The sequence below is a fragment of the Sphingomonas cremea genome (assembly GCF_021502585.1).
Taxonomy (GTDB): domain Bacteria; phylum Pseudomonadota; class Alphaproteobacteria; order Sphingomonadales; family Sphingomonadaceae; genus Sphingomicrobium; species Sphingomicrobium cremea.
Genome location: NZ_JAKFGM010000001.1, coordinates 271,463 through 297,328 on the forward strand (window position 1 = coordinate 271,463; position 25,866 = coordinate 297,328).

At 61.0% G+C, this 25,866-nt stretch carries 28 protein-coding genes and 1 tRNA gene; 17 read left to right on the forward strand and 12 right to left on the reverse strand.

Annotation, left to right across the window (positions count from 1 at the left end):
- The first annotated feature begins 6 nt into the window (after positions 1–6).
- From LVY65_RS01370 to LVY65_RS01400, 7 genes are read left to right on the forward strand one after another with little or no spacing between them, the layout of a single operon-like run.
- A complete protein-coding gene (locus LVY65_RS01370) occupies positions 7–3,804 on the forward strand; it encodes a nitrate reductase subunit alpha (RefSeq protein WP_328282464.1) in 3,798 nt (1,265 codons plus the stop codon).
- Complete coding sequence (narH, locus tag LVY65_RS01375) at positions 3,804–5,330, forward strand: nitrate reductase subunit beta (RefSeq protein ID WP_235066219.1); 1,527 nt, start codon at positions 3,804–3,806, stop codon at positions 5,328–5,330. Before LVY65_RS01370 ends, narH begins: the two co-directional genes overlap by 1 nt.
- Positions 5,327–6,025: a nitrate reductase molybdenum cofactor assembly chaperone gene (narJ, locus tag LVY65_RS01380; protein WP_235066220.1), complete on the forward strand. Its 699-nt coding sequence runs from the start codon at positions 5,327–5,329 to the stop codon at positions 6,023–6,025. The genes narH and narJ overlap by 4 nt, the downstream gene beginning before the upstream one ends.
- Positions 6,022–6,810 (forward strand): respiratory nitrate reductase subunit gamma, encoded by a 789-nt coding sequence (gene narI / locus LVY65_RS01385; RefSeq protein WP_235066221.1) that lies wholly within the window; start codon positions 6,022–6,024, stop codon positions 6,808–6,810. The genes narJ and narI overlap by 4 nt, the downstream gene beginning before the upstream one ends.
- Positions 6,807–7,718 carry a peptidylprolyl isomerase gene (locus LVY65_RS01390; protein ID WP_235066222.1) on the forward strand — a complete coding sequence of 304 codons (912 nt, stop codon included), beginning with the start codon at positions 6,807–6,809 and terminating at the stop codon, positions 7,716–7,718. The genes narI and LVY65_RS01390 overlap by 4 nt, the downstream gene beginning before the upstream one ends.
- Complete coding sequence (locus LVY65_RS01395; RefSeq protein ID WP_235066223.1) at positions 7,718–8,062, forward strand: hypothetical protein; 345 nt, start codon at positions 7,718–7,720, stop codon at positions 8,060–8,062. Before LVY65_RS01390 ends, LVY65_RS01395 begins: the two co-directional genes overlap by 1 nt.
- On the forward strand, positions 8,046–8,255 hold the full coding sequence (locus LVY65_RS01400; RefSeq protein ID WP_235066224.1) for a hypothetical protein: 210 nt from the start codon (positions 8,046–8,048) through the stop codon (positions 8,253–8,255). Before LVY65_RS01395 ends, LVY65_RS01400 begins: the two co-directional genes overlap by 17 nt.
- On the opposite strand, the gene LVY65_RS01405 is transcribed toward LVY65_RS01400, so the two are convergent.
- Complete coding sequence (locus LVY65_RS01405; RefSeq protein WP_235066225.1) at positions 8,240–8,743, reverse strand: hypothetical protein; 504 nt, start codon at positions 8,741–8,743, stop codon at positions 8,240–8,242. The two genes, LVY65_RS01400 and LVY65_RS01405, sit on opposite strands and share 16 nt — an antisense overlap.
- Positions 8,744–8,983: 240 nt before the next feature.
- Here LVY65_RS01405 and LVY65_RS01410 point away from each other — a divergent pair, with 240 nt between their 5' ends.
- Positions 8,984–9,586 (forward strand): helix-turn-helix domain-containing protein, encoded by a 603-nt coding sequence (locus LVY65_RS01410; protein WP_235066226.1) that lies wholly within the window; start codon positions 8,984–8,986, stop codon positions 9,584–9,586.
- A gap of 3 nt (positions 9,587–9,589) precedes the next feature.
- On the opposite strand, the gene LVY65_RS01415 is transcribed toward LVY65_RS01410, so the two are convergent.
- Complete coding sequence (locus tag LVY65_RS01415; RefSeq protein ID WP_235066227.1) at positions 9,590–10,834, reverse strand: alginate export family protein; 1,245 nt, start codon at positions 10,832–10,834, stop codon at positions 9,590–9,592.
- Between the two features lie 126 nt (positions 10,835–10,960).
- Here LVY65_RS01415 and LVY65_RS01420 point away from each other — a divergent pair, with 126 nt between their 5' ends.
- Together LVY65_RS01420 and mobA are read left to right on the forward strand one after the other, a co-directional pair.
- Positions 10,961–11,701: a sulfite exporter TauE/SafE family protein gene (locus LVY65_RS01420; RefSeq protein ID WP_235066228.1), complete on the forward strand. Its 741-nt coding sequence runs from the start codon at positions 10,961–10,963 to the stop codon at positions 11,699–11,701.
- A complete protein-coding gene (mobA, locus tag LVY65_RS01425; protein ID WP_235066229.1) occupies positions 11,698–12,291 on the forward strand; it encodes a molybdenum cofactor guanylyltransferase in 594 nt (197 codons plus the stop codon). The genes LVY65_RS01420 and mobA overlap by 4 nt, the downstream gene beginning before the upstream one ends.
- On the opposite strand, the gene LVY65_RS01430 is transcribed toward mobA, so the two are convergent.
- From LVY65_RS01430 to LVY65_RS01470, 9 genes are all read right to left on the reverse strand, one after another.
- Positions 12,288–13,475 (reverse strand): molybdopterin molybdotransferase MoeA, encoded by a 1,188-nt coding sequence (locus LVY65_RS01430; RefSeq protein ID WP_235066230.1) that lies wholly within the window; start codon positions 13,473–13,475, stop codon positions 12,288–12,290. The genes mobA and LVY65_RS01430 overlap by 4 nt on opposite strands.
- Positions 13,472–13,948 (reverse strand): cyclic pyranopterin monophosphate synthase MoaC, encoded by a 477-nt coding sequence (gene moaC / locus LVY65_RS01435; RefSeq protein WP_235066231.1) that lies wholly within the window; start codon positions 13,946–13,948, stop codon positions 13,472–13,474. Before moaC ends, LVY65_RS01430 begins: the two co-directional genes overlap by 4 nt.
- A complete protein-coding gene (gene moaB, locus LVY65_RS01440; RefSeq protein WP_235066232.1) occupies positions 13,945–14,481 on the reverse strand; it encodes a molybdenum cofactor biosynthesis protein B in 537 nt (178 codons plus the stop codon). Before moaB ends, moaC begins: the two co-directional genes overlap by 4 nt.
- A complete protein-coding gene (locus tag LVY65_RS01445) occupies positions 14,482–14,943 on the reverse strand; it encodes a molybdenum cofactor biosynthesis protein MoaE (RefSeq protein ID WP_235066233.1) in 462 nt (153 codons plus the stop codon).
- A gap of 1 nt (position 14,944) precedes the next feature.
- Positions 14,945–15,187, reverse strand: a complete 243-nt coding sequence (locus LVY65_RS01450; protein WP_235066234.1) for a MoaD/ThiS family protein — start codon at positions 15,185–15,187, stop codon at positions 14,945–14,947.
- Positions 15,188–15,465: 278 nt separating this feature from the next.
- On the reverse strand, positions 15,466–16,233 hold the full coding sequence (locus LVY65_RS01455; RefSeq protein ID WP_235066235.1) for a molybdopterin-dependent oxidoreductase: 768 nt from the start codon (positions 16,231–16,233) through the stop codon (positions 15,466–15,468).
- Positions 16,214–17,119, reverse strand: a complete 906-nt coding sequence (locus tag LVY65_RS01460; protein WP_235066236.1) for a cytochrome b/b6 domain-containing protein — start codon at positions 17,117–17,119, stop codon at positions 16,214–16,216. The genes LVY65_RS01455 and LVY65_RS01460 overlap by 20 nt, the downstream gene beginning before the upstream one ends.
- A gap of 221 nt (positions 17,120–17,340) precedes the next feature.
- Positions 17,341–17,958, reverse strand: coding sequence for a pyridoxamine 5'-phosphate oxidase family protein (locus tag LVY65_RS01465; protein ID WP_235067143.1), 618 nt, complete (start codon positions 17,956–17,958; stop codon positions 17,341–17,343).
- Positions 17,959–18,012: 54 nt separating this feature from the next.
- Complete coding sequence (locus LVY65_RS01470) at positions 18,013–18,558, reverse strand: carboxymuconolactone decarboxylase family protein (protein ID WP_235066237.1); 546 nt, start codon at positions 18,556–18,558, stop codon at positions 18,013–18,015.
- 131 nt (positions 18,559–18,689) lie between these two features.
- On the opposite strand from LVY65_RS01470, the gene LVY65_RS01475 reads away from it, so the two are divergent.
- Entirely contained in the window at positions 18,690–19,592 is a 903-nt protein-coding gene (locus tag LVY65_RS01475; RefSeq protein ID WP_235066238.1) for a LysR family transcriptional regulator, read from the forward strand.
- An 85-nt stretch (positions 19,593–19,677) separates the two neighbouring features.
- On the opposite strand, the gene LVY65_RS01480 is transcribed toward LVY65_RS01475, so the two are convergent.
- Positions 19,678–19,754: transfer RNA gene (locus LVY65_RS01480), tRNA-Arg, on the reverse strand.
- 196 nt (positions 19,755–19,950) lie between these two features.
- On the opposite strand from LVY65_RS01480, the gene LVY65_RS01485 reads away from it, so the two are divergent.
- From LVY65_RS01485 to glmU, 6 genes are all read left to right on the forward strand, one after another.
- Positions 19,951–21,369 (forward strand): MBOAT family O-acyltransferase, encoded by a 1,419-nt coding sequence (locus LVY65_RS01485; RefSeq protein WP_235066239.1) that lies wholly within the window; start codon positions 19,951–19,953, stop codon positions 21,367–21,369.
- Positions 21,344–22,546, forward strand: a complete 1,203-nt coding sequence (locus LVY65_RS01490) for a hypothetical protein (RefSeq protein WP_235066240.1) — start codon at positions 21,344–21,346, stop codon at positions 22,544–22,546. The genes LVY65_RS01485 and LVY65_RS01490 overlap by 26 nt, the downstream gene beginning before the upstream one ends.
- 103 nt (positions 22,547–22,649) lie before the next feature.
- Complete coding sequence (phaR, locus tag LVY65_RS01495; RefSeq protein WP_408021956.1) at positions 22,650–23,180, forward strand: polyhydroxyalkanoate synthesis repressor PhaR; 531 nt, start codon at positions 22,650–22,652, stop codon at positions 23,178–23,180.
- The gene (locus tag LVY65_RS01500) at positions 23,177–23,599 is read left to right on the forward strand and encodes a hypothetical protein (protein ID WP_235066242.1); all 423 of its coding nucleotides are present in this window, start codon (positions 23,177–23,179) and stop codon (positions 23,597–23,599) included. The genes phaR and LVY65_RS01500 overlap by 4 nt, the downstream gene beginning before the upstream one ends.
- A gap of 305 nt (positions 23,600–23,904) precedes the next feature.
- Positions 23,905–24,420 (forward strand): hypothetical protein, encoded by a 516-nt coding sequence (locus LVY65_RS01505; protein WP_235066243.1) that lies wholly within the window; start codon positions 23,905–23,907, stop codon positions 24,418–24,420.
- Positions 24,421–24,509: 89 nt separating this feature from the next.
- The gene (gene glmU, locus LVY65_RS01510) at positions 24,510–25,865 is read left to right on the forward strand and encodes a bifunctional UDP-N-acetylglucosamine diphosphorylase/glucosamine-1-phosphate N-acetyltransferase GlmU (RefSeq protein WP_235066244.1); all 1,356 of its coding nucleotides are present in this window, start codon (positions 24,510–24,512) and stop codon (positions 25,863–25,865) included.
- The last annotated feature ends 1 nt before the right edge of the window (position 25,866 follow it).

The window sequence follows — 25,866 nt, forward strand, 5'->3', positions numbered from 1 at the left end:
GAGCGGATGAGTCATTTTCTCGATCGGCTGAACTATTTTCGCAGGACGCGGGAAAAGTTTTCGGACGGGCACGGCATTACTACCGACGAGGCGCGCGACTGGGAGGACGCCTATCGGAAGCGGTGGGCCGCCGATAAGATCGTTCGCTCAACACACGGCGTGAATTGCACCGGTTCCTGTTCGTGGAAAATTTACGTGAAGGGCGGGATAGTCACCTGGGAAACCCAGCAAACCGATTACCCCCGCACCCGACCCGACCTGCCCAACCATGAGCCGCGCGGCTGTCCGCGTGGGGCCAGCTACAGCTGGTATCTATATTCGGGGACGCGCATCAAATATCCGTTGGTTCGCTCGCGGCTGATCAAGCATTGGCGCGAGGCGCGCAAATCGATGAGCCCGGTGGCGGCCTGGAAGTCGATCGTGCAGGACACGGATAAGCGGCGTGACTGGGTGGCGAAGCGCGGCCGCGGCGGCTTTGTCCGCGTGGGCTGGGACGAGGTGACCGAAATCATCGCTGCCGCCAATGCCTATACGATCAAGGAATATGGACCGGACCGTATCGCCGGTTTCTCGCCGATCCCGGCGATGTCGATGATCTCCTACGCGGCCGGCAGCCGATACCTGTCGCTGATCGGCGGCAACCTGCTCAGCTTCTACGACTGGTATTGCGACCTTCCGCCATCCTCACCGCAAACCTGGGGCGAACAGACTGACGTTCCTGAGAGCGCGGACTGGTACAATGCCGGTTTCCTGCTGGTGTGGGGATCGAACATCCCGATGACCCGCGCGCCCGACGCGCACTTCTATTCCGAAGTGCGCTACCGCGGCGCTAAGAGCGTGGTGATTGCGCCCGACTACAATGAGGCAGCCAAATTCTCCGACATGTGGCTGCATCCCAAGCAGGGTACGGATGCGGCGCTGGCGCTTGCGCTCGGTCATGTCGTGCTGCGGGAATTTTACGTCGATAGGCAGGCGGAATATTTTGCGGACTACACGCGCAAATATTCCGACTTTCCGTTGCTGGTTAAGCTGGTCGACCGTGCGGGAACGCTCGTTCCCGACCGCCTGATCCGTGCAGCGGACATCAAGGGCGCGCTTGGTGAAAAGTCCAACCCAGATTGGAAAGCCGTCGCCTTTGACGAGTCGAGCGGCAAGCTGGTCGCGCCAGCAGGCTCGGCTGGCTTCCGCTGGGACGAGAGCGGGAAATGGAACCTTGAGGAGAAGGACGGTCGCGGAAAGGACGTGCGGCTGCGCACTACGCTTGCCGAGAATCATGACTCGATAGAGCCCGTCGCATTCCCTTATTTCGGTGCGGAAGCGCCCCACGATTTCGTTGCGACCGACCATAGCGAGGTCCTGGTTCGCAACATTCCGGTGAAGCAGATCAAACTGGCCGATGGCAGCAGTTGCGCGGTGGCGACGGTGTTCGACCTGTTCTGCGCCAACTACGGCGTCGACCGCGGGTTTGGCGGAAGCAATGTCGCCAAAAGCTACGACGACGATACTCCCTTCTCCCCAGCCTGGGCCGAGAAGGTCACGGGCGTTCCACGCCAGGCAATCATCCAGGTTGCGCGAGAGTTCGCCGCCAATGCGGAGATGACCAAGGGACGCTCGATGGTCATCCTCGGGGCCGGCCTCAACCACTGGTACCACATGGACATGAGCTACCGCGGGATCATCTCGCTGCTCGTGATGTGCGGCTGTGTCGGCCAATCGGGTGGTGGTTGGTCGCATTATGTCGGCCAGGAAAAACTGCGTCCGCAGACCGGCTGGCTACCGCTGGCGTTCGGACTCGATTGGAACCGGCCGCCAAGGCAGATGAACGGTACCAGCTTCTTCTACGCCCATACCGATCAGTGGCGTTACGAATCCCTGCGGATGTCGGAAATCCTGTCGCCGCTCGCCCCCGACGGCGACTGGTCGGGCAGCATGATAGATTATAATGTCCGGGCGGAGCGGATGGGCTGGCTGCCGTCGGCCCCGCAGTTGCAGACCAATCCGATCGAGCTTGGCCGGAAAATTCATGCGGCCGGCGGCGATGCGACTGCGACGGTGGTCGAAGGGCTGAAATCGGGCGAACTGAAGCCGGCGTGCCATGACCCCGACAACCCGATCAACTGGCCGCGCAACATGTTCTTCTGGCGATCCAATGTGCTCGGCGCGAGCGGCAAGGGCCACGAATATTTCCTGAAGCACCTGGTGGGCTCCATGCACGGCGTGATCGGCACCGACGAGGAAGCTGCCGGGCACGACCGGCCCAAGGACGTGGTATGGCATGACGAAGCGCCGGTCGGGAAGTTGGATCTGATGGTCAACATCGACTTTCGCATGTCGACCACCAGCATCTATTCCGACATCGTCTTGCCAACCGCGACCTGGTACGAAAAGCACGACCTCAACACGTCGGACATGCATCCCTTCATCCACCCACTGTCGGCGGCGGTGGACCCGGCATGGGAGACCAAGAGCGACTGGATTATCTTCCGCGCGATCGCCAAGAAATTCTCGGACGTCGCACCGGAAGTACTGGGGATAGAACATGACGTCGTCCTGACGCCGATCCAGCACGATACGCCGGCCGAGCTTGCCCAGCCCTATGAGCCGAAGGATTGGACGAAGGGCGAATGCGATCCCGTCCCCGGCAAGACCATGTCGACCATCTCGCTGGTCGAGCGCAACTATCCCGAGACCTACGCCCGCTTCACTTCATTGGGTCCCTTGCTCGAGAAGCTTGGAAATGGCGGCAAGGGGATCGGCTGGGATACCAAGCACGAAGTCGAACTGCTCGGCGATCTCAACGGCCGGGTGCTCGACGGACCAACCGCCGGACGTCCCAAGGTCGAAAGCGACATCGACGCTTGCGAGACGATCCTGATGCTCGCGCCGGAGACCAACGGCGAAGTCGCGGTCAAGGCGTGGGGCGCCTTGAGCAAGATTACCGGCCGCGAGCATGGCCACCTTGCCCATGGCAAGGAAGAGGAGAAGATCCGCTTTCGCGATGTCGCCGCCCAGCCGCGCAAGATCATCTCCTCGCCGACCTGGTCGGGGCTGGAAAGCGAGCATGTCTGCTACAACGCCGGCTACACCAACGTCCATGAGCTGATCCCGTGGCGCACGCTGACCGGGCGTCAGCAACTCTACCAGGACCATCAGTGGATGCGGGCGTTCGGCGAGGGCTTTGTTACCTGGCGACCACCCATCGACACCAAGACGGTGCGGCAGGTGCTCGGCAAGCTGCCCAATGGCAACAATGAGATATTGCTCAACATCCTCACTCCCCACCAGAAATGGGGGATCCATTCGACCTATACCGAGAACCTCATCATGCTCAGCCTCAACCGGGGCGGGCCGACGGTTTGGATCAGTGAGGATGACGCGCGCGCCGCGGGCATCGTCGACAATGACTGGATCGAGGTGTTCAACATCAACGGCGCGCTGACCGCGCGGGCGATCGTGTCGCAGCGGATCATGCCCGGCTCGGCGATCATGTATCACGCGCAGGAAAAGCTGGTGAACACGGTCGGATCGGAAATCACCGGCCAGCGCGGCGGCATCCACAACAGCGTCACTCGGATCAACATGAAGCCGACCCATATGATCGGCGGCTATGTCCAGCTTGCCTACGGTTTCAACTATTACGGGACGGTCGGCGCCAACCGTGATGAGTTCGTAATCGTTCGGAAAATGAGCGAGGTGAACTGGTTCGACAAGGCGGCCGATGATGCCGCCAATGTCGAGGGCGGCACGGCCGACTGGGGGACCGGCGTCAAAGACGCCCAGGCCACCGGAAAGGAGGTGGCGTGATGAAGGTCCGTGCCCAGATCGCGATGGTACTGAACCTCGACAAGTGCATCGGTTGTCACACCTGCTCGATCACCTGCAAGAACGTCTGGACCAACCGCGAAGGCGTCGAATACGCCTGGTTCAACAATGTCGAGACGAAGCCTGGCATCGGCTACCCGAAGGACTGGGAGAACCAGGAGCGGTGGAAGGGCGGCTGGATCCGCAAGAAAAACGGGAAAATCCAGCCGAGGCAAGGCGCCAAGTGGCGCATCCTGTCGAAGATATTCGCCAACCCGCACCTTCCCGAGATCGACGACTTCTACGAGCCTTACACATTTGATTACGAGTGGTTGCAGGCTGCTCCGGAACTGCAAGCGCAGCCGACGGCCAGGCCGCGCTCACTCGTCACCGGCGAGACGATGAACAAGATCGAGTGGAGCGGAAACTGGGAGGACATGCTCGGCGGCGAGTTCGAGAAGCGCAGCCATGACAGCAACTTCAACGGCGTCGAGAAGGAAATTTACGGGCAGTTCGAAAAGACGTTCATGATGTACCTGCCGAGGCTGTGCGAGCACTGCCTCAACCCGACCTGTCTCGCGTCCTGCCCCTCTGGCGCAATCTATAAGCGGGCCGAGGACGGAATCGTCCTGATCGACCAGGAGAAGTGCCGCGGCTGGCGGATGTGCGTGTCCGGATGCCCGTACAAGAAAATCTATTATAACTGGTCGACCGGCAAATCGGAGAAGTGCATTTTTTGCTACCCGCGTATCGAGGTGGGCCAACCGACGGTCTGTTCGGAGACTTGCGTCGGCCGCATCCGCTACCTGGGTGTCGTGCTGTATGACGCGGACAAGATAGAGGCGGCGGCGTCGGTCGAAGATCCGAAGGACCTCTATCCGGCCCAGCTTGGGGTGTTCCTAGATCCCAATGATGTCGCCGTGCAGGAGGCGGCGCGCGCCGAGGGCATTACCGACCAGTGGCTTGAGGCCGCGACCCGCTCGCCGGTCTACAAGATGGCGGTGGAGTGGAAGATCGCCTTTCCGCTCCACCCGGAATATCGCACGCTGCCGATGGTTTGGTATGTGCCACCGCTATCGCCGATCCAGTCGGCGGCGGAGGCCGGCAAGATTTCCGCCCAGGACGGAATGCCCGACGTCCGCAGCTTGCGCATCCCGCTCAAATATCTCGCCAACCTGCTGACCGCCGGTGACGAGGAGCCGATCGCAGCAGCTCTAGAACGCATGCTGGCAATGCGTTCCTACATGCGGGCCAAGAGCGTCGAAGGGCGTATTGACGAAAGTATCCCCGAACGTGTCGGCCTTACCCGCGCCCGGATCGAGGAGATGTACAAGGTCATGGCGCTGGCGGCCTATGAGGACCGCTACGTCATCCCCACCGCCCGCCGCGAGTTCGACGAGGACGCCTACGTCCTGCGCGGCTCGTCGGGCTTCGGCTTCGGAGATCCGACCCAGGGCGCGAACAAGGTCAATTTGTTCGGCGGGGCCAAGCGCTCGCCCAACAAGCCGAACATGAAGGTGTCGACATGAAGATGACGCTGAGAACGCTTGCTGCCTTGCTCGGCTATCCGTCGGAAGAGCTCAAGGCGCATGTCGGAGAGCTGCGGATGGCGATCGAGAACGAAAGACTGCTGTCCAGCGCAGAGCGCGATCGGCTGGAGCCGTTGCTTCGCGCGCTGGAGACGGACGAACTGCTCGACTTGCAGGCTGCCTACAGCGAGCTGTTCGACCGTTCGCGGTCACTGTCGCTGCACCTGTTCGAGCATGTCCACGGCGACAATCGCGAGCGCGGCCAGGCGATGATCGACCTCGGCCAGCAATATCTGGCGAGCGGCTTCTTCTTGGAGGCCAATGAGCTGCCGGACTTCGTACCCGTCTTTCTTGAATTTGCGTCCTGCCTGCCGCCCTCCGAGGCGCGTGAGACGCTGGGGCAGCCGGCTCATGTGTTCGCCGCACTGGCGGAGCGGCTCGACAAGAGGCAGTCGCTATATGCCTCGATCTTCCATTGCCTGGTGGCGTTGACCGGGGTCCGGCCCGACATCGAGGCGCTGGCGGAGATCGACCAGAACACGCCGGCTGAGGACCCAAAGGAGATCGACGAGGAATGGGAGGAGGCGCCAGTTTCCTTCAACAATAGCGGGGCGCACGAGATGGGCGGTCCGACCGGAGTCGTCGCCAAGATCAGGGCATCGAACCGCAGCATCAGCAGGGAGGTTGGGGCATGAACGACTTTATCAACCAGCTTGCGTTTGGCTGGTACCCCTACCTTGCGGTCACCGTATTGGTCGTCGGAAGCATCTTCCGGTTCGACGCAAACCAATTTGGCTGGCGGTCGCAGTCGAGCCAGTTCCTGCGCAAGCGCCAAATGGTGATCGGCTCAAACATGTTTCACATGGGCATATTGGTGCTGCTGATGGGCCACTTCGTTGGCCTGTTAACTCCGATCAACGTGTTTGACGCACTCGGAGTCAGTCATTCGTTCAAGCAGACGACTGCCCTTGTGGTTGGCGGCATCGCAGGAGTGGTAGCTTACATTGGCTGCACGCTGTTGCTTCACCGCCGGTTGTTTGACTCCCGAATCCGCAAGAGCTCCTCCTGGGGCGATATCCTGGTTCTTGTCCTGCTCTGGACTCAGCTGACGCTCGGCATCCTCACCACTTTCTGGACGATCGAGCACCTTGATGGCAGCGAAATGGTCAAGTTCATGAGCTGGGCCAACGGCATCCTCACCCTCGACCCGGCGGCGCCTCAGCGGCTCTCCGAGGTCGCCCTGGTCTATAAGCTCCATATCATCCTTGGGCTGACCTTGTTTTTGATCACGCCCTTCACTCGACTGGTTCACATCTGGAGCGCGCCGATCGGCTTCCTGATTAGGCCTGGATACCAAATTGTCCGGTCTCGCCGGGTAGGCAGGGAGCGTTCGCCGACCCATGGCCCAGCCGGTATCGCCCCAAGCTATGGGGGCGATACGGTGATGCGAACGGCGCTGGACGAAGGCCGCGCCACATGACTCGTCGCCTCGACGTCATCAACCTCGAAGATCCGGCCCAGCGGCCCGCACCAGGGATGATGAGCTCATGTGAGACTGGCGGCTGCGGAGGCGGTCCAGAGCCGATGATCCCGCCGCCACCTACCTTTGGCGAAGTGCGGGTCAATGGCGTCGAGATCGCACCCGAGGCGATCGCTCAGGAAATCCAGCATCACCCCGCCCCGGATGCCGAAACGGCATGGACCGAAGCCGCCAGGGCGCTCGCGGTGCGCGAGTTGCTGCTGCAGGAAGCGCGCAGGCTGGGCGTCCATGCGGAGCCGGAGCGCGACGAAGCTGGGCGATGCGAGGCGGACGACGACGCACTTGTCCGGTCGCTGCTCGAGAAAGCGGTGACGCCTGCGCAGGCGGGTGAGGAAGAGTGCCGGCGCTACTACGAGGCCTATCATGAGAGGTTTCGTACGCCGGACCTGTTCGAGGCGGCGCACATTCTTATCGAGCCCGAATCCGACGACGAGGCAGCTTGGGAAGCAGCAGAGCAACGCGCCCGCGAAATCGCCCGACAAGTGGGCGACGATCCCAATGCTTTTGCCGCCGCCGCCCGCAACTGTTCGGGATGTGCTTCGGCGCAACAGGATGGCTCGCTTGGCCAGATTCGCCGCGGCGAGTTGGTGGAGTCGATCCAGCGAGGACTTGAATCGCTTGGCGACGGTGAGACGGGCCGTGAGCCGGTGCGGTCTCGCTTCGGGTGGCATGTCCTTCGGCATCAACGACGCATTCCTGGCCGCACAATTCCATTCGACATGGCAAGGAGCAAGATCGCCGATACTCTCGAGGCCCGCAGCTGGTCTTGCGAAGCGGCTCGCTACGTCGCGGGCCTTGCGGCCCGCGGAACGTTTGAGGGCATATTGATCGAAGGCGCCGGTCGCTGATGGCAATGCTCGGCGATCTGCTCGCCGCGGCGCGAGACGGGGCTGGCAATTTCCAGCCTTGGCTGAAGGTCGCCAATCCTGAACTCGCCGCAGCCGTTGAAACGGCTGCGAGTGACGAGGCTTTGACACCGACGTCCTACGTGCGAGCTGCGATCTCCGATTTTTCCCGCTTCGCAAGCGAAGAGGACTGGGCAACTTTGACCTCGACGCTCAAGCGCAGCGAGGATCCGGGTACTGCCTGCCTGATCGCGATGGTCGATTGGCGCTTGACCGCCAAGGCTTGTCCGCAACATTCCCACCAGCACAATCAGGACGGAGGAGCGGCCGATGAGCGATCCGACTAGAGATCAGCCTAAGGAAGGCCCGCTCAATCCGGCGCTGAAAAGCACCACCGAGACGGTTTATGACACGAAGCATCCGTCGCCGCCCCCGATCGACACGACATCAGCGCGCGAAGGCGAAGGGGAAGGTTGGCCGATTGCGTGGCTGATCGTTACCGTGGCTGGTGTTGCGCTGGCGATCTACCTCATGTCCTGACCGACTTCGTCGGCAATGTGAGCGCCTTGGTTCGAATTTGCGACGCCATCGAGGCACCGCACGAATTCGACGATTTCCGCTGTCAGCCCGAGAGATTCCCAACTGCAGCGCCTCCTGGAATGCGGGCTCAACATACCCTTGCTATCAAGGCTCACCACGACCGCCGAGCATCCCTCGCTTCTGGCAAGTTCATCGAGCGCGGCCGATAGGAGATTTCGGACCGGCGAAGCATGGCCAAGTTCGAAGGCAGCTATTGCCTCCACACGGAGCGCCTTGCCATGCCTGAGGCTGGTTACGGGCAGATAGGTCGCGACGCCATGAATATGCCCATCTTCGGCTTCGACGGCCAATACTCCGCCACCCTTGTCGGCAAGTTGCCTCGCGAACATTTCCCATTGGGCATTCCCAACCCAAGCCAAATGGCGGATCAACGGGTAAGCATCCGCCATGCGGTCGGGCTCGAGCTTCCTCACCAAGAGTCTGGGCATGCGCCCCTCGCGTAATATGGGAGTTTGAAGGCTAGGCGAGGAACGCTATGGCGCATTGAGCCAAATCAATGGCCACTGCGAATATTCGAGGCCGGAAACAGCCAATTGCCGTATCAAGCCAAGGGGCCCTTATCTGATCTACCTGTCGGCCATCCCTGCGAGGATTGCCAGATTCGGCCCATTACCATTTGCCGGCGGCTGGATGCCGTGACTCTCGCCAATTTGCGGGCGCTTGGCTCCATGCAACGCCTACAGGCGGGTCGGCCGATCTTCCACGAAGGAGACGCCGTCAGGAGGGTCTTCATGCTCGCCAGCGGGTCGTTGAAGATTTATTCGCTGCTTGCCGATGGGCGGCGGCAAATCACCGGTTTCATGTTTCCCGGCGACTTCCTTGGCGTGTCGGTCGATGAGGAATATGCCTTTACCGCCGAAGCGTTGGTCCACAGTGAATTGTGGTGGTTCACGCGTGAGGCCTTTGACCGTTTTGTCGAAGCAAACCCAAAGGTCGAGCGGGAATTATATCGCCTTGCCGCGCATGAATTGGCGGCCGCCCATTCTCAAATGGTTTTGCTGGGCCGAAAGACCGCCGCCGAGCGCCTGGCAAGTTTCTTCCTTTCGTTGGTCGAGCGTCAGGAACTTGTGGCAGGTCGCAGTCTAGCCCAGTTTGATTTGCCTATGAGCCGTCTGGATATTGCCGACTATCTGGGCCTGACCAAGGAAACCGTGAGCAGGATGCTGGCCCAACTCAGGGACAGGAAGCTCGTTCGCCTGGTGAGCCAGGATCGGATCGAGATACTCGACCGGGACGGACTTCACGAAATGGCGGCTGGGTTCGGCGGCTGAATATCAAAACGCCCATTCGGCCTGGAGCCAGAATTTGCGGGTATCGACCCCGAAGCCCTTGGCCCCGTAATCGGCATATTTGGCGAGAATCGCGACGCGGCTGATCTTGAAGCCCAGCGAGGCATCCCATTCAGTCCCATATTCGATGTTGCCGACATCGCTGTCGAATTGATGGAAAACCACGGTCGCATTCAGCCCGGGTAAGAACTTTACCCCATCGAATTTGCGACTGACCGAAACATAGGCGTCTTCGAGCCCGTTGGTCGGAGTCGTCAGGAACAGGTCGGCCCAGCCGTTGAACTTATGCAATGTCGCCATCGGGGTCTGGAGTCCGCGCCCTTTGTCGCTACCCAGCTTTTCCCAACCCCCGGCGACGGCGAAACCGGCCAATGCCGTTCCCGCCTCCAGCGACCAGTAATCCGTCGCATAGTCGAACGGATTTTGGGCATAGTCGGACTGGCGGGCGTAGCTTGCCCGCAGCGAAAGCTTGGTCTTGCCGGTTATCGGGACGGCCGTGCTCAGGGTTAGCCCATAGCTCTGGCTGCTATTGGCAAGGAAGAAATCCTCATCATAGTCGAGCAGGTAGGCGAACAGCTTGCCCTGGATCGGCCCGACTTTCGATGAAAGTCCGGCGAATATGAAATGGCCGTCGAAGGCAGTGCGTGGACCGGCGTCGGCGCCGAAGATGGTGCGTTGTTTGATTGCATAAGTAAGATCGGCGGCGACCGGTCCCAGCTTGGCTTCGCCGCGAACCGCGTCGAACGTTTGCTCATTCTGACGCCAGCCAACCGAGCCAACCCATCGCTGGTCATCGAGGTTGATCCGCTGGCGGCCTAAGGTCACGCTATTGCTGCCAGTCTTGTATTGAAGCTGCAGTCGGTTGAGCTCGGCATTTTCAGGATCGGCGATCACAGAATATTGCGGGCGCCACTGGTCTTCCCCTGGAAGCGGGAAGGGAAAGGCGTTGTAATTGTTGACCAGGGCGGCTGTGCCTTCGACCTCTGCGAGAAACGAAAAATGGCCCAGCTTCGCTTCGGCGCCAGCGCGAAGCCGAAGCGTCAATCCATTTGCATCCAGCGTCGGTTGATCGACATTTTCATAGCGAAGCCTGAGATCGAGCAGAGGCTGGACCTGAAGCTTGTCTTCGGACGGCTGATCCGCCGCCAGCGCATTACCGCTCCACCCCGCCACAAGGAATGCGCCAAGAACGGCTTTTGTCAGTTTGAGAGCCACTGCTTCGTCTTTCACTGTGTCGACATCGCTGCATCGCGCGAAGCAAAAACTAGCAGGCCTTTCAGGTCAAACAGATGATTTGCGTCAAATCTCTTCGCCGTTACCAATGCCAATCCGGCGAAAATCGCGGAAGCGGGGAGTATGGACGCAACAACCATCGTGACGATCGCCGTGCTGATGGGCCTCGCCGCCGCCTTATATTCGACCGTGGGGCATGGCGGCGCTTCGGCCTATCTTGCGATCATGGCGATCTTCGCCGTGGCGCCGGAAACAATGCGCCCGACCGCGTTGGCACTTAATTTGATCGTCGCGGGACTAGGCAGCTGGCGTTACTGGCGGGCCGGGCAAACCAATATGAAGCTACTCCTGCTGTTCGCCGCGACGGCGGTTCCGGCCGCTTTCATCGGCGGCGGGATCATGATTGCGCCGGAAATCTACAGGCCGCTCGTAGGTGCGCTGCTTTGGGCGGCAGCGCTACGCTTGTTCTGGCAGCCTTCGGAGCTTGCGCAGCGGGAGATACGGCCGGTTTCCGCGACAGTCGCATTGCCAGTCGGGGCGCTCCTTGGCCTGCTTGCGGGATTGACCGGGACAGGGGGTGGAATTTTTCTCAGCCCGCTAATCATCCTGTTTGGATGGGAAGATGCCCGGCGAACTTCTGGCGTCGTGGCAGGTTTCATTTTCGTCAATTCGATCGCAGGGCTCGCTGGAAATGTCGCGTCGGTGCGCTCACTGCCGGCGGAACTGCCATTCTTCGCGGGTGCAGTCGTGCTGGGCGCGCTCGCCGGAACCTGGCTTGGAATTGGTCGGTTGCCAAAGCCACGCCTTTTGCAGGGTCTTGGGCTGGTGTTGGTAATTGCCGGCGCCAAGCTCATCTTCACATGACAGTTTCGTCCAAAGCCGCGGTTGCCGTTCTTGCAGGAGGCGAGGGGAGCCGTATCGGCGGCGGCAAGCCGTTGATCAGGCTGGGTGGCACCACGCTCGTCGAACAGGCGTTCGAGCTCGCCAACAGTTGGTCGAATTTGGCTGTCGTCGTGTTGCGATCGAAAGATCAGATTGGAAGTCATCAACTCCCGTGGATCGCCGACGCGCCAGGCATCGCCGGACCGTTGGCCGGGCTCTACGCGGGTCTAGCCTGGGCTCGAGAACAGGACATGGACCTCCTGATGACCATTCCATGCGACATGCCCTTCTTGCCCAAGGATCTTCCCGATCGGTTGCAAGAGCAGATTGGCGGTTTCGGCGCCGCAATTGCATCGAGCAGCGGCAACCTGCACCCGGTTTGCGGGCTCTGGCGAACAGCGGCCGTGGACTCGATTCCAGACTATTGCGCTTCGGGGCGGCGTTCACTTAGAGGCTTCGCCCAAAAGCTAGGCTTCGTCCATGTAGAGTGGCCCGCCAGTTCTCGCGACCCCTTCTTTAACATCAATAGTCCGGCGGACCTTGTTGTCGCAGAGGAGATGCTCGGTCGCTAAAAGTCGAGCACCCATACCGCCTCCCCAGTCTCGGCAGAGGGGGCGCCGGGCCGGCGTCTCACCAGCAAGTTCGCTTCAACCAATGTCTTCTGTGCGCTTGAATCCTGGCTCGCCGTCGGCTCGACGCTTTCGTGAACTGCTCGTGCGCGCACAAAGGTCTCGCGGTCTCCGCATGCGGGCAACGATGCCAGCAGGGGGGCCTTGCGCCAGCGGAGCGCCGATTGAGGGTCGAGTCCCGACAGGCCTGCAACCAACGGCGCTAGCAACAGCCTGGCAGTCACAAGTGCCGAAGTCGGGTTACCTGGCAGGCCCATCACCAGCTTGCCCTTGACCCGCCCAAGCCAGACCGGCTTGCCCGGTTTGATCGCTACCTTGGAAAACAAGAGTTCGAGCCCCTGGTTTTCGAACATTGCCTTGGCGAAATCCTTTTCGCCGACCGATGCACCACCCGTCACGACGATCAGGTCGGCCAGTTTAAGTGCGCGCGCCGCGGCCAATTCCATTGCCTTGAGATCATCGGGCAGGTGAATCCGTTCGTTGACCAAGGCTCCCCAGTCTTCCGCCAAGGCAGCCACTCCGAAGGACACGCTTTCGGGAATGGCGCCCGGCTTTCCCGCGGCGCTGCCCGGCGCCGCGAGTTCGTCGCCCGTGCCGAGGATCAATGCGGTGGGACGCCGCCGGACGACAACATCGGAGAGATCGGCGCCCGCAGCCGCAACAAGCTGGCGGTAGCCCAGGCGCGTTCCTGCTTCGACGAGTGAGTCGCCCTTCTGGAAGTCGGAACCGCGGACGCGGATGTGTTTCGCCGCGCCGGGATGCTCACCAATGATTGCCACGTCATCTTCGCGCCGCACAACCTCCTGGATGACAACACGATCGGCGCCCTTGGGAACAGGAGCGCCGGTAAAAATTCGGGCACAGGATCCAGGCGAAACACCGCCGCCGAAGCCTGAACCCGCAAAGGATTCGCCGATTACCCGCAGCCGTGCGGGCAACTGTCGGAGATCCTCCTCCCGCACCGCATAACCGTCCATCGCCGATACGTCTGAGGGCGGCGAATTGACGCGGGCGATGACTGGCTCGGCAAGCACGCGGCGATGTACTTCGCCGATGGGCACGCGCTCATTACCCAATGGCCGTGCTGCGTTACTGACGATTGCCGCGGCTTGGTCGAAGGAGATCACGCCGCAGACCAGCTTCCCGAGCGGCCACCCGACTTTTCGGTGACCCGTATGCGCTCGATCACCATTGTCCGGTCGACCGCCTTCAGCATGTCGAAAAGGGTCAGGCAGGCGACGGACACGGCGGTCAGCGCTTCCATTTCAACGCCCGTCTGGGCGACAGTGCGGGCCTCAGCGGTCACCCGGAAGCCGGGCAGGGCATCATCGAGCTCGATCGTTACGTCGATTTTGGTGAGTGCAAGGGGATGACATAAAGGCACGAGGTCAGCAGTCTTCTTCGCTGCCATGACGCCCGCAAGCTCGGCCGTCTGCACCACCGAACCTTTGGGTGTCTGCCCTTTCCGCACCAACTCGAGAGTGGTGCCGTCGCAGCGCAGCTGCCCTTCCGCTCTCGCGATCCTCGCGGTCGATTCCTTTGAGCTGACGTCGACCATTCGGGCACGCCCAGCTTCGTCAAGATGCGTTAGGTCGCTCATGCGCAGACTTGCCTCAGGCGGGGAACCTGGCCGGCAAGCGAGCAGGGCCGGTACCGGCTATCGAGTTCGAGCGCGAGCACGAGATCCCAACCGTCGCGGCAAGCACCGGTCGAGCCTGGCAGGCAGAAAATGAAGGTATCGTCGACCTGGCCCGCAAATGCGCGTGATTGAAGCGTGGAAACGCCGACGGTTCCGAGGCTTGCCTGATGAAAAACGACGGAAAACCCATCCATTTCGCGGCGGAAGAGCGGTTTCACTGCTTCTGGTGTCACATCCCGCGGAGTAAAACCCGTACCGCCGGTCGAGATGATCAGGTCGATGCCTTCGTCGTCCACCCAGTTTCGGACCTTTGTGCGAATTGCCTCAATGTCGTCCGGCACAATCGCCTTGGCTGAAAGATCATGGCCGGCTGCCTGCAGCCGGCTCACCAGCAGGGCCCCGGACGTGTCGGTTTCCTCCGTGCGCGTGTCGGAAATGGTCAGAATGGCAATCCGCAAGGGGTGGAATGCCAGGCTCTTGTCAATTCCCGCCATTCACTTGCTCCAGCGCGCCCGGTCAACCTGGTCGGTGATGGTTGGCTCAATCCAGCGCGAACCGTCAACCGCATCCTCCCTCTTCCAGAGGACAGCCTCGGTTTTCAGTCGATCCATGGCATATTCCGCGGCTTCGAATGCAGCGCGGCGATGAAGGGCCGCCGTGGCGACGAAAACGATCGCTTCGCCCGGCGACACATTGCCGCAGCGATGAACAACGCTGATTGCGGAAACGTCGAACCGTCGCCCGGCATCCACGGCAATCTCGTTAAGAGACGCTTCCGTTAGTCGCGGATGATGGTCGAGAAAGAGGCCCGTGACCTTTCCGCCGGCAGCAGATTGTGGCCGTGCGACCCCGACAAAAGTTACAATGGCACCCTCATCGACAAGGGTCGATTGAAATGTCGCATATTCGCCATTCGGGTCGAAGCGTTCAGTTGCGAGGCGCGTCTTGCACTGCATTCTAGCCCCCCGACAGCGGCGGGAAAAATTCGATCGTCTCTGTACCGAGCAGCTTATGGTCTTCACTGACCATCGTGTCCGCGATGCAAGCTCGCGAACGTTGGCGAAGATCGGTCGACGCATCCGGATACGTCTGGACGAGGACTTCCCGAAGCTTCAGCACAGTGTCCGTCCCCGCGGGGGGATCCACGTCGATCTCCGCTCCCAGCATCTCGCCGAGCCTTCCGTAGAACCTGACCTTCAAGCAACCATCCTCCTTGAGGTCACAGCTACCGAGCCGCCGTATGGGTTCCGATGATCCACATCAATGAATGACCAGGGACATGCGCAATAGGCTTCAACGGTCGAACTGCTTCCAGTGCAGGTGCATATTCAGCTTGCTGATTTTGGGTCCAATGTGGACCAAATGTCATGAGAAGTCATTCGCCTCGAACTTGCCTGCAGCTTCGAATTTTCTCGGGATTCATTCAGTCGGTCCGGGTGAGTCGACGTCGCAAATCTCACCGGCTCAGAGATCGTCACCTAGATGCCCGCATACCATTGGTAGCCGGAGCGATCTTCCCACATTCCCCCCTTGCCGCCGAACAGATCGTCGAGACGCGCGCGCGCTTCGATCCGCATCACGAACTTGGCGTGCTTGTAGCCGAGCTGTCGCTCGACTCGCAGGCGTACGGGAGCTCCGTTCATCACCGGCAGCGGCCGGCCATTGAGGCGATGGGCAAGAATGGTTTGCGGATGATACGCATCATTGAGGTCAATCGATTCGTAATAAGGCCGTCCGCCTTCTTCATCGGCACAATAGAAGACGATGTACCGCGCCTGGTCGCTTAGTTGGGCCGCGCGCAGCAGATGGCTGAGCTGCGGGCCCGTCCACTGGCCAATCGCGCTCCATCCTTCGACGCAATCGTGGCGCGTGATCTGGGTCCGCTGGGGGAGCGAACGTATCGCATCGAGCGACAGGTCGAGCGTCCTTCGAACAAGCCCATCGACCCGCAACCGCCATTTGGCGAAGCCGCTAGCCAGGTGCCGCTGATACTGCGGTGATTGCGGCATTGTCGCTCCGTTAGGGCGAAAGAGCGGTGATACCTGACTGGCGTCGAATTCGGTCGCCAGCGCCTTGCCCCCGATCAAGCGGTGCGCCCGGTAACTGGCATCCTCGCCCAGTGACAGGAACGACCGCATTGTCGGCGACGCGTTGACCCGATCGCAACCGGCCAAAAGTCCAGCGCCGCTTGCCCCGATGGTGGCGATTAAGCGACGGCGCGTGTGATCAGGCGGCAGGTCCGGCATCGTCGCTCTCCTCAATCACGGGCCGGTCGGGCTTGATTGCATAGCGGCCAGTGATCATCGATCGTACCTCGTTGATCGGGCCGGCGAGAATGACCATCACAACATGGACGAGGAAGAATCCCAATAGCGCCCACATGACAATGAAGTGGATCGATCGCGCCGACGCCCGCCCACCGAATAACTCGACGAGGCCGCCTGCAAATGCGTCGATCCCCGGCGACATCGACAATCCTGTCAGCACCATCACCGGCAATAGGATTAGAAGGACCAGCCCGTACGACATCTTCTGCAAGATATTGTAGCGGGTGGCGGCCTCCCCGGTAGGAAAGCGTAGTCGGGCATGGTCCTTGATGTCGCGCCAAAGGTGCGACGTCTTCAACTCATTCGATGTTGGTGCGATCTCATCCTGGATGTGACGATTCCACAAGCTTGTCAGCAAATAGGCGAATAGCCCGATCGCAAGCACCCAGGCGAAGAACAAGTGCCATAACCGAGCGTCCGCGAGACTGTAGTTCGACGGAATCGTCGCCCAGCCAGGAAAAGCCCGGGAGTTGATGGCACCGTTGCTGTCACGCCAGTTGCCAAGCACCCCGGTCGTCTCGACAGTCACCGATCCGATCCGCAGATGGCCTTTGTGGTCCTTTCCGCTAATCTCAAGCCAGGAATGATCGAAATTGGCCCCATATTGCCCCCAATAGAGCCGCGGATGGGCGTTGAAAATCATCAGTCCGCTCATCACCATGATGAAAAAGGCGACGACATTTACCCAGTGCCAGAGTCGAGTGGAGATCCGATGACGGAAAACGACATGACTCTTGGCGGAAAGGTGTTCAGGTCCACCAATCGTCGCAGTCAAGTTCGATTCCTCGCCATCAAGCGCGGCCATCGTCGATTCCTTCTGCCCGCGATTACTGCGGGCGGACGCGCGATAGGGTTATCTCGGCTTTTACCGTTGTGGAAGCATTGATTGCCGACCAACGTAATCGAAACGATCACGCCGCCTACACCGTACCCACCACACTTCTGCCAATCCGAGCGCATCTCAGGAGCGTCATATTCGTCGAGGCTGCGCTCGGGGGATCTCGGGCTGCGTAATCATGTCGGATCCTACTGGCTCAGCGTCGCGCGAAGCCTTTTATTTTCGGCTTCAAGCTCTGCCAAGCGTTCAGTGAGCCTCGCACTCGCCGCGGCGATTTCCGCTTCCGTTAAGCGTGGCGTGATGTGTTGTGGGCAGTTCCAGTCAAACGCCTCGAGACGAAGCACAAAGGCCCGCTCGACCAATCCCCGATAATCTGGAAGTGCGATCTGCGCTGCGAGAATGGGGTCGGCAACAAGGTCGCGCGCTTCAATCCGGGCGTAGAGCTTCAGTCGCCGGCGCCGTGGATAGTCCATAAGAATCAGCGCGACGCGATTCTCGACGGAGACGTTGCCCAGGCTGATATATTGGCGATTGCCGCGGAAATCGGGGAAGGCGAGCGTTGTCTCGTCGATCAACTTGAGGAATCCCGGCGGGCCGCCACGATGCTGGACATATGGCCAGCCACTCTCGGACACGCTCGCCATATAAAAGCTATCGCGCGCCGCGATGAACGCGGCCTCGGTTTCGCTGAAGCGGTTCGAAGATCGCTTGGCCACAACCTTGTCGTAGAGCCCAGCACTTCCGTTCGCAGCCTGCGCGGCGAGAACGCTCGGTGTCGTCGCGATGTCGAGAAAGCCGTTGGACATAGTCATCTTCCCCAAAGGATGGGGCCGTCGGCGGGGGCGCCGACGGCAGGAGCATCATGCGGCTTGCGAGGCCAAGACAACCGGAAAGTCGATGTCGGTTTCAGCGACATTGTTGATGTAGTTGGTGAGCACGTTCAGCGCAACATTCGCAACGATCTCAATCACCTGGGCTTCGCTGTAGCCGGCCAGCCGGACTTCGGCGATGTCGGCGCCGCCGACGTGGCCGCGGGCATCAAGCACTTTCCGAGCGAAGGTTACCGCGGCATCAGCCTTGGCGTCGCCCGAATGGCCGCCGCGATTGAGCGCGATCTCGGCTTCATCGATCTTGGCGAGGTTGAGGCCCAGATATGTGTGAGCCGACAGGCAATAATCACATCCGTTGGCCTGAGCGATCGCCAGCGCGATCCGCTCTCGAGTCTTGGCATCGAGCGTGCGGCCGAGCGCGCTATTGAGGCCGAGATACCCTTCGAGCGCGGCGGGGCTGGTCCCCACGAGGCGGAAGAGATTGGGAACGATGCCGAGCTGCTTTTCTACTGCATCGAGCAAAGGCTGTGACTTGGCGGGAGCATTTTCACGAGTGGGGATGGCGATGCGGGACATAGGGTCTCTCCTGCGCAGGCCGCTGGATGCTGCCCGCTCCATCAGAGATGCCACTTGTCCATTTCTGTGATAATCCAGTAACTATACACTTCACTATTGCGGAAATCGGGATAATCGTGGACCGACTGGATATGCTTCGGACCTTCGTGGCGGTTGCGGACCACGCAAGCTTCGCTGAGGCAGCTCGGCGGTTGCGGATCTCGCCGACCGCTACAAGTCGTGCGGTCGCCGCGCTGGAAGCCTCGCTGGGCACCATGCTGGTTCGTAGAACAACTCGTTCAGTCCGGATGACCGCCGAGGGAGCAGCCTATCTAGAACGTTGCCGCGCGGCGCTCGCCGATCTCGACGAAGCAGCGCTTACCTTACGCGGCGAAGCCGCGACGCCGGGCGGAACCCTGGTCGTCACCGCGCCGGTTACGTTCGGGCGGCTCCATATCGTCCCGATCGTGACGGCCTTGTTGCGTGCTCACAGCACACTCAGGGTCGAGCTGACTTTGGTCGATCGGGTGGTCCGGCTGGTTGATGAAGGGATCGACGTCGCGGTTCGCATTGGCGACTTATCGGATAGTGCCCTGTACGCGCTCAAAGTTGCTGAGGTACGCCGTGTCCTGGTCGCCAGCCCGGTCTATCTCAAATTGCACCCAGGGCCTGCCAATGTTGCAGGACTGCATGACCATTCGCTTATCTCGTTCAACGAGCTCGATCGCGCTCGGGAATGGCGGTTCGGTCCAAGCGGCAAGCCGGCGATACGGGTCGAGCCGCGGCTTACCGTAAATGCCGCCGATGCGGCCATTTCGGCGGCCGTCGACGGCCTTGGGATAGCGCATGTGCTTTCGTACCAGGCTCTCGACGCGATTTCCTCAGGGCAACTCGTGACGTTGCTCGACGACTTCGCGCCCCCTGCAATTCCTGTCCACCTGGTCTATCAGGCCAATCGTCGAACCTCGGTTAACGTCCGCGCCTTTAATGACGCTGCGCGCCTTCATTTTGGCCGGCTGGACCTAACCGGAGGGTCAGTTGTCGCTTCGGGCTAGTCTGCGGAACACGCAAAGCATTGTAGCGCGCCGTGATCGCGGCGGCAGCGAGCCAGAAATGAAGTGCCCAGTTTTTGCGGGAGAATGGCGCACCCAAGAGGATTCGAACCTCTGGCCTCTGCCTTCGGAGGGCAGCGCTCTATCCAGCTGAGCTATGGGTGCGTTGCCGTCCGTCTAGCGGCGAGCGGCGGCTCGGGCAAGCGGGGCTGCGGCTGGCCGCTTGCACCATCGGCTTAAGGAGGGCAGTCAGGCGCTGGGGCGTTAATTTGGCATTATCCGATTCGCCCCTTGTGCGTGCACCGTTGCGGGGGAGCAGGGGCATGGCCAGAGACAGGCGCGCGGCAGGGCGCGGCGGCGCATGATCTTCAATTCGCTGACCTTTATCGTCTTCTTTGTCATTGTGCTCGCCTTGCACAACGGCCCGTTTTCGTGGCGCCAGAAGAAGATCAACCTGCTGGTTGCGTCCTACCTGTTCTACGCCGCCTGGAACCCGCCGTTCGTCATCCTGCTGTGGGTTTCGACGGTGGTCGATTGGTGGGCAGCCCAATGGATGGTGCGATCGAAACGGGAGCGTACCCGAAAGGCGTGGATGCTTATCTCCGTGGTCGTGAACCTCGGGATGCTCGGCTATTTCAAATATGGCGATTTCCTGATGCAGAACTTCGTCACTGTGATGGGGTCGATCGGGGTCATTTATCAACCGCCGCCATGGGATATCGTGCTTCCCGTCGGGATCAGTTTCTACACATTCGCCACCCTGTCCTACACGCTTGACGTCTATCTCCGCCGATCGAAACCAGCGGGGAGCTTCCTCAATTACGCGCTGTTCGTGACATTCTTCCCGCATTTGGTCGCGGGTCCAATCATGCGGCCGACCGAGCTTGTGCCGCAGTTCGACGAGCCGCGCCGGGCAACTGCCCATCAGCTCTTCTTTGGCCTCGCCCTGCTGACACTCGGCCTTTTCCAGAAGGTGGTGATCGCCGACGGCTTCCTCGCTCCAGTGGTCGAGGCGGTCTACGACGCGCAAGGCAAGGTCCCAGGAATGCTCGACAGCTGGACCGCGACGCTTGCATTCGCCGGACAGATATTCTGCGATTTTGCCGGCTACTCGACGTCAGCGATCGGGGTCGCGCTTTGCCTGGGTTTCGCCATGCCCGACAATTTCCGCTTTCCCTATGGCGCGGTCGGCTTCTCCGACTTCTGGAGGCGCTGGCACATCACCTTGTCGAGCTGGCTGCGCGACTATCTCTACATCCCGTTGGGGGGCAATCGGCATGGGACTGCGCGAACCTATGCCGCGCTGATGGGGACGATGCTGCTTGGCGGCTTATGGCACGGCGCCAATTGGACGTTCGTGGTCTGGGGCGGCCTTCACGGGCTCTACCTGTCGGCCGAGCGATGGCTGAGGTCTCGCTTCGCCGGCTTCAAGCCCGGAGCCATCACCCTATTCTCGCTCGCCATCCTCACGTTCGTACTGATCAACGTCACCTGGGTTTTCTTCCGGGCGAAGACGTTTGGCGAAGCGGGTACGATCCTGACCGGCATGGCCGGCTTGGCAGCCAAGCCGGACCCGCTGATCGCCGCTGGTCCGATGATCATCGCGCTGACCATCGTCGCGGCAATCTTCGGCACGCACTGGGCGATGCGCGAAACAACGCTTGAGGCAGTGATCGAGCGGACTCCGTCCGTGGTCCTGGGCAGCATCTGGACGCTGATGCTGTTCGCGGTCGTCATCGAACAGGGACAAGGCAGTGCGTTTATCTATTTCGCCTTCTGACCCGGCCGCAACGCGGCACGAGGGTGCGCTGGCCAAGGGGCTGCGGCTCACGGCGTCCGACCGGCCTGGCGTCGCGCAGCCGGTACCGGTGCGCGACATCCCCGCGCGGCCTTGGGTGCGGATGGGTGCGATCGCCTTTTGCATCGTTACGCTGTTGCTTTGCGCCTGGGAATGGAATGCCCGCACCAATATCGGCCTGCGCGCCGGCGACCTCGACGACAGTCCGCAGTCCTGGGCCGAGCAACGCCGGATCGCCAGCACCGCGCCGATCGCGATTGTCGGAGACAGTCGAATTCTGTTCGACACCGACCTTGATCGGTTCGAACAGCTCACCGGGATCCGTCCGGTTCAGGTTTCACACGTCGGCACGAACGCCCGGCCGCTCCTCGAGCATTTCGCCAATGACCCCAAGTTCAAAGGTCTGCTGATCGTCGGCCTGGCCGACACAATGTATTTCGGGATGCCGGTAATCGGGCTTGGCGGCGAAGCGGTGCACAACTTCCACAAGAATGGGAAGCCGTCGCAATTGACCGGTTTGTGGATCGATCGCTTCCTGCAGCGCCACATCGCCTTCCTCGATTCCGAATATCGGCTGAGTACCCAGGTGAAGCAGGTCGACACCGGCTGGCGCCACGGCGCCGACAGTCCATATGAAGACGTCTGGAAATTGGCCGAGGTGTCCGACGGGCGGCAATATTTCATGTGGGATCGAATCGAGACCGATCCCTATTTGCGCGGACATGCACGGCACGCCTGGGACGGTTTCAAAGGCCCGCCGGTGCCGCCGCGGCTCAGCGAATGGGTGATTGCACGAAGCGCAGAGGCAGTCCGCCGAATTCGGGCCCGTGGCGGCGACGTCGTATTTGTCCGCCCACCGTCATCGTCGCAGCTGCGCGTAAACGAAGAACAGCGCATTCCACGAGTGAGAGGATGGGACAGGCTGCTGAAAGGAACTTCCGCGGTGGGAGTCCACATCGACGACCTAGCCCAGGCACAGCACCTCATCCTGCCCGAATGGTCGCACCTGACACGCCGGTGTGCGACCGTGTTCACGGATGCTTATGTGCGCCGGCTGGCGGAACAGACGTCACGGATCAAATTGCGACCGGATGCGCCGCCGCCGCTCAACAGCAAAGACTGCGTTGCGCCTCCATCGCGCCAGGTTGCGGCACGCTAGGTTTCGACCCCGCTCCGGCATCGCCTTCGCACCTGCAGAAGACATGTTTGTTGCGGCGCGCAAGAGGCAGGACTAGGCTTTGGCAAAATTCAGGAGCGGATGCATGGCCAAGCCGGCGGACAAGGTAACTATCAAGAAATATGCGAACCGGCGCCTCTACGACACGGAAAGCAGCAGCTACATCACCCTCGACCGGCTGGCGGCAATGATCCGCGAAGGCCGCGACTTTGAAGTTGTCGATGCGAAGTCCGGCGAGGACATTACCCACCAGGTTTTGACCCAGATTATCGTCGACGAAGAGTCGAGGGGCGCGACGATGCTGCCGGTCAATTTCCTGCGCCAACTGATCGGCCTCTATGGGGGACAGATGCAGGGCGCGGTGCCACCATATCTGGAAGCGGCTATGGAGGCGTTCGACAAGAATCAGAAGGCGATGGCTGGCGCCTTCGGCCCGAACATGTTTGCCGACCTTGCCAAGCGCAACATGGCAATGTTCGAGGAAGCCGCCCAAGCTATGACTGGCAAAAAGGCCAAGTCCTCTGCAGCCAGTGACGACGGATCGGCCGAAGAACTGGCCAAGCTGAAAGAGGAGCTGGCTGCACTCCAGGCCAAGGTCGATAAGCTCGGCAAATGATTCGACTTGCTGTCGTTCTGCTGGCCGCGGCTTCACCGGCGGCCACCCAAGTTGCTCCACTATCATTCGAACCCGGTAAGGCGCTTCCGCTAGCTCCCGGCCAATGGTCATATATTCCCACGGCGGGCGGATCGCTGGCGTCATTCGGTTCGGCCGTCACTCTACGGTGCGATCGGACGACCCGAACGGTAACGATTACCCGGCCTAGTTCCGGCGTGGCAACCGGTCCGCTGACGTTTGCGACGAGCTCGCTCATCCGCACGCTGCCCCTCGGCGGGCGTTTGCTGGCCAATGATCCGCTGCTCGACGCAATTGCGTTCAGCCGCGGGAGGTTTCTGATGTCGGATGGCGCGGGGCCAATTCTGGCAATTCCGGCCTGGCCGGAAGCGGCGCGAAGCATTGAAGATTGCCGAAACTGACTACTAATACAAGTCTTGTTTATTACCACGAACCACAACATGCTGTGTCCAGCTTCAACGCAGCGAAAGGAGGTGATCCGATGTCTCATGGTTCAGCAGGGAGGTCGGTTCTGTTCGCTTGGAAGGTGGTGGCTTAACCAGCCAACCTTGGCCTTCCGGGCTTGAACGTCCGGTCGCTGACCATGTTGAAGGGGGCTGTCGTGTGGTGCGACAGCTCCCTTTTACTTGTGGCATTTCTGCACTATTTCGGAACCGTTTCGGCGATGAACCGCTTTGTGCGGTAACGATCGAAAAGGGAGGCACAGATGGCCAAAGCTTCGAAGACCGGCGGTTCCAGCAAAACGACAATGGACAAGATCGCAAAGGCGGCGATGAGTCGCGAAATGCTTGCGGCGGGATTGACCGCTGCGGCGGCCGCGATCGCGGCCAGCCCAAAGGCGCGAAAAGCGATCCGTGAGGCCGGCCTCGATGCGGCCGATAGTGCCAGCGCCGCGGCGACACAGATGATGAGCAATGCATCGAAACTGGGCTCGCTGATCGCCGAAGCAGTTGCCGACGCCGCCCAGCGCGTGCTGTCGGGCAAGTGGGCCGATGAGGATTCGGGATCGTCGGGCACCGCCTCTTCGAAGCCGGTCGCCAAGCGCGCTGCACCGCGTAAGACTGGAGCGACCCGCAAGGCTCCTTCCACTCGGGCAGCCGCCGCCAAATCGGCGACCCGCAAGGCACCGGCGCGCAAGGCCGCGCCTAAGCGGCGCTCGAGCGCATCGGCTCGCAAGCGGGCACCTGCCAAATCCAAGGCGACCCCGCCGGCAAAGGGCTAAGCATGCTCATCAGGATCGAGGGGCTCCGGGTTTGAAACCGGGGCCCTTCTCCTATGGCAAAGGCGTGAAGGGCGTGTAATGGCGACGCCATGAATCAGTCGAAATTTTCGGTCGTCATCCTTGCCGCTGGGCAGGGCACGCGCATGCGTTCCGACACCCATAAGGTGCTACACCCGATCGCGGGCAAGCCGATGCTGCTCCATTTGCTTTCAACCGTGGAAGCGATGGGTTCGGATCGACGTGTCGTCGTCGTCGGCAAGGGCCGCGAACAGCTTGAGGCAGCGCTCCACGGCCATGGCGTAGCGACCGCCCTGCAAGCCGAGCAGAAGGGCACCGGTCATGCGGTGCAAATGGCTGAAGAGGCGCTTGCCGGTTTCGATGGGCCCGTCTTAGTTCTTTATGGCGATACGCCATTCGTTACCGCGGAGACATTGGGGCGAATGCTCGATCGGCTCGCCCAGCCAGACGACCCCGGCGTGGTAGTGCTGGCTAGCTCGCCAGACGACGGCAAGACCTATGGCCGAGTGATCCTGAGCGATGCCGACCACATCGCGAAGATGGTCGAATATAAGGACGCCGACGAGGCCGAGCGCGCGGTCAGGCTGTGCAATAGCGGCATGATGGCGGTGGGCTCGAAAAACCTGTTCCGCTGGCTGGCGAAGGTCGGCAACGATAATGTAGCGGGCGAATACTACCTTCCCGACATCGTCATGATCGCAAAGGAAGAGGGTCGGGCGCCCGTGGCGATCGAGGGCGAGCCGTTCGAAACCGCGGGGGTCAACAGTCGCGCAGAGTTGGCGCATCTGGAGCTCGACTGGCAGCGGCGGCGGCGCGAGGAAGCGCTCGAGCAAGGTGCGACTTTGATCGATCCCGAAAGCGTTTGGTTCTCGGCCGACACGGAACTCGGCCGCGACTGCACGATCGAGCCTCACGTCGTGTTCGGTCCAGGCGTGAAGATCGCGGATGGCGCTACCATCCGCGCCTTTTCGCACATTGAGGGCGCGATCATTTCGACCGGCTGCGAGGTTGGTCCGTTCGCCCGACTCCGTCCTGGCGCTTTGTTGGGCGAGGGGGCCAAGGTCGGTAATTTCGTCGAGGTGAAAAAGGCCAATCTTGGCAAGGGAGCCAAGGCCAACCACCTATCCTACATCGGTGATGCCGAGGTGGGCGAAAAGGCCAACATCGGCGCCGGTACGATCACCTGCAACTACGACGGGTTCGGCAAGTACAAGACCGAGATTGGCGCAGGAGCCTTCATCGGTTCGAACAGCGCACTGGTCGCGCCGGTCAGCATAGGGGCGGGTGCAATCGTTGGAGCGGGTTCGGTTGTGACCAAGAATGTAGCCGCCGACGAACTCGTCATCGCGCGGGGCGAGCAGAAGGGATTTGCCGGCTGGGCAGCTCGCTTTCGCAAAAGCCAGCAGGCGAAGAAGGACAAGAAATAAT